Origin of the sequence: Methyloceanibacter sp. (assembly GCF_035650995.1) — a bacterium.
GTDB lineage: Bacteria > Pseudomonadota > Alphaproteobacteria > Rhizobiales > Methyloligellaceae > Methyloceanibacter.
This window is the reverse complement of record NZ_DASRGO010000174.1, coordinates 1-2,621: the sequence shown is the minus strand read 5'-3', so window position 1 is coordinate 2,621 and position 2,621 is coordinate 1. Positions and strand designations below refer to the sequence as shown.

Sequence of the window (2,621 nt, the reverse complement as noted above, 5' to 3'; positions counted from 1 at the left end):
GGAGGGATGAAAGATGGCAGTAGCGAAGAAGAAGCCTGCGAAGAAGAAGCCCGCGCGCAAGACCGCCGCGGCGAAGAAGTCGACGGCCAAGAAGACGGGCACCGCCCGTCGCAAGACGGCCAAGAAGAGATAAATTGCAAGGGCGCGGGGCTCGTCCCCGCGCCTTCTTTATTCCTTTTCAGAACAATAACTTAATGAAAGCGCGGGATCCCATCGGGTCCCGCGCTTTTGCGTTCCGGTGCAGTGGCGGCCGACCGCTTTCCCGCACACACGCAATCAGCGATAGCCTCCGCGCGACGCGGATCCCAGATCTCGATCCTCGCGACGTTGGACGCCGCTCAGCGCGTCTTCGATCGTATCGCGGGCGTCTCTCGCTTCGCGGCGCGAGCGCGCATTGCATGCGCGACCGAACTTCTCGCACGCGTGGCGAGGCGCTCGACGGCGTCCCGCGCGGGTTTCTCTTCCGCCCAGGTGATTCGCATTTTTGGACGGAATCGGCGTTCATCCCTCGCCGGGGGCGGCCGGAAAGCCCGCTGCGACGATAAATTTCCACAACGCATTTTCGGCCGCAGCGAGCGCGGCTTCATCAGTGCAGCGGAGCACGACATAGGTGCCGAGCCGCCTGTTGTGGAAGAACGGATAGCTCCCGATCTGCACCTCAGGGTGCTCTGCCTGGAGCGCAGCGAGGCCGTCGGCCGCGTCACCCTCGGGCACGTCGAGGCGAACGGAGCGCGAGAGCATCGGCCGGCCCTTCTCGAGGCGCGGGCTCACGGCATCGAGCATGACCTGCATGATATTGGGCACTCCGGCCATGACGATCACGTTGCCGATCATGAAGCCTGGAGCCCGCGAGATGGCGTTGTCGATCAGGGAGGCGCCTTCCGGCACCCGAGCCATACGGAGCCGCGCCGGCGTGAGCTCGGTCTCGGTGAAGCGTTTGCGCATGGCGGCGACGGCTTGCGGGTCCACCATGACGGGGACGCCGAACGCCTTGGCGATGGCGTCGGTGGTGACGTCGTCGTGGGTTGGGCCGATGCCGCCCGTGGCGAAGACATAGGTGTAGCGGGGGCGGAGCTCGTTCACCGCCGCGACAATCGCGCTCTCAAGATCGGCGATGATCCTCACCTCGCGCAGTTGGATGCCGATGCGGGTGAGGTAGGCGGCGATATAGGCGATATTGGCGTCCTTGGTGCGTCCCGAGAGGATCTCCTCGCCGATCACCACGAGCGCAGCGGTGACGGTCCCTCCCCTCCGATCGGCTTGTTCCATGCTCATGCCGGCATTATTGACCGGAGGACGCGCAGTTGTCGCGCTGACTTGTATCAGGTGCGTCGCCGCGGCCGGGCGAGGCGATGAGGCGTTTGCTACCGTTGCACATCGGCAGATTTCACCTTAAGTGTGCGGAAATTGCTTTATGATTTAGGCCGATGTCCAATCTCGAATTCGCCCGCGCCCAGGCGCGCGACACCAAGATCAAGCTGCACGGACCGGAAGCCTTCGCCGGCATGGCGAAGGCGGGCCGGCTCGTGGCCGAGGTCCTCGACCTCCTCGTCGAGGAGGTGAAGCCGGGCGTGACCACCGAGGCGCTCGACGCCTTCGTGTTCGACTTCGCCATGGCGCACGGCGCCATCCCCGCGCCGCTCAATTACCGCGGCTTCCCGAAATCGATCTGCACCTCGCTCAACCATGTGGTCTGCCACGGCATCCCCGGCCCTCGCGCCCTCAAAGAGGGCGACATTCTCAATATCGACGTGACGCTGATCGTCGACGGTTGGCATGGCGATTCCAGCCGCATGTACGCCGTGGGCAAGATCTCCCGCGCCGCCGAACGGCTGCTCGAGGTCACCTATAATTCGCTGATGAAGGGCGTGGCGGCCGTGAAGCCCGGCGCCACCACCGGCGACATCGGCGCTGCGATTCAGACCTACGCCGAGGGCGAGCGCTGCAGCGTGGTGCGCGACTTCTGCGGCCACGGGCTCGGGCGCGTGTTCCACGACCGTCCCAACATCCTGCATTACGGCGAGCCCGGCGAAGGCTTGCCGCTCAAGCCCGGCATGCTGTTCACCATCGAGCCCATGATCAATCTCGGCAAACCGCACGTGAAGATCCTGTCCGACGGCTGGACGGCGGTCACGCGCGACCGCTCGCTATCGGCCCAGTTCGAACACACGGTCGGCGTCACCGAGACGGGATGCGAGGTGTTCACGCTCTCGCCGCGCGGGCTCGACCGGCCGCCGTCACTGACCCAATAGAGCGAAGGCTGTGGGCTTCAAGGATGCGGGCAAGCCACATTATCTCGGCCATCGCGAGAGGCTGAGGCGCCGCTTCCGCGATGCCGGCGCCGACGCCATCCCCGATTACGAGCTGCTCGAGCTGATCCTGTTCCGGGCCGCGCCAAGGCGTGACACCAAGCCGCTCGCCAAGGCGCTTATCGCCCGCTTCGGCACCTTTGCCGAGGTCCTGAACGCGCCGGAGGAGCTCTTGGCCGAAGTGCCGGGCATCGGCGAGGCAGCCATTACCGAACTGAAGCTGGTGCGGGCCGCGGCGGTCAGGCTGATGCGGGGCGAGGTGCTCGAGCGCCCGGTGCTCTCCTCCTGGACCCAGGTGCTCGACTATTGCCG

At 65.5% G+C, this 2,621-nt stretch carries 3 protein-coding genes; 2 read left to right on the top strand and 1 reads right to left on the bottom strand.

Going from position 1 to position 2,621, the window contains the following annotated elements:
- Positions 1 to 501: 501 nt before the first annotated feature.
- The gene (locus tag VFB18_RS12860) at positions 502 to 1,275 is read right to left on the bottom strand and encodes a competence/damage-inducible protein A (protein WP_414675715.1); all 774 of its coding nucleotides are present in this window, start codon (positions 1,273 to 1,275) and stop codon (positions 502 to 504) included.
- A 152-nt stretch (positions 1,276 to 1,427) separates the two neighbouring features.
- Here VFB18_RS12860 and map point away from each other — a divergent pair, with 152 nt between their 5' ends.
- Both map and VFB18_RS12850 read left to right on the top strand, forming a co-directional pair.
- Complete coding sequence (gene map, locus VFB18_RS12855) at positions 1,428 to 2,252, top strand: type I methionyl aminopeptidase (protein ID WP_324975907.1); 825 nt, start codon at positions 1,428 to 1,430, stop codon at positions 2,250 to 2,252.
- Positions 2,253 to 2,262: 10 nt separating this feature from the next.
- Positions 2,263 to 2,621, top strand: a 359-nt coding sequence (locus VFB18_RS12850; protein WP_324975904.1) for a UPF0758 domain-containing protein, incomplete at its 3' end; no start/stop codon positions are given.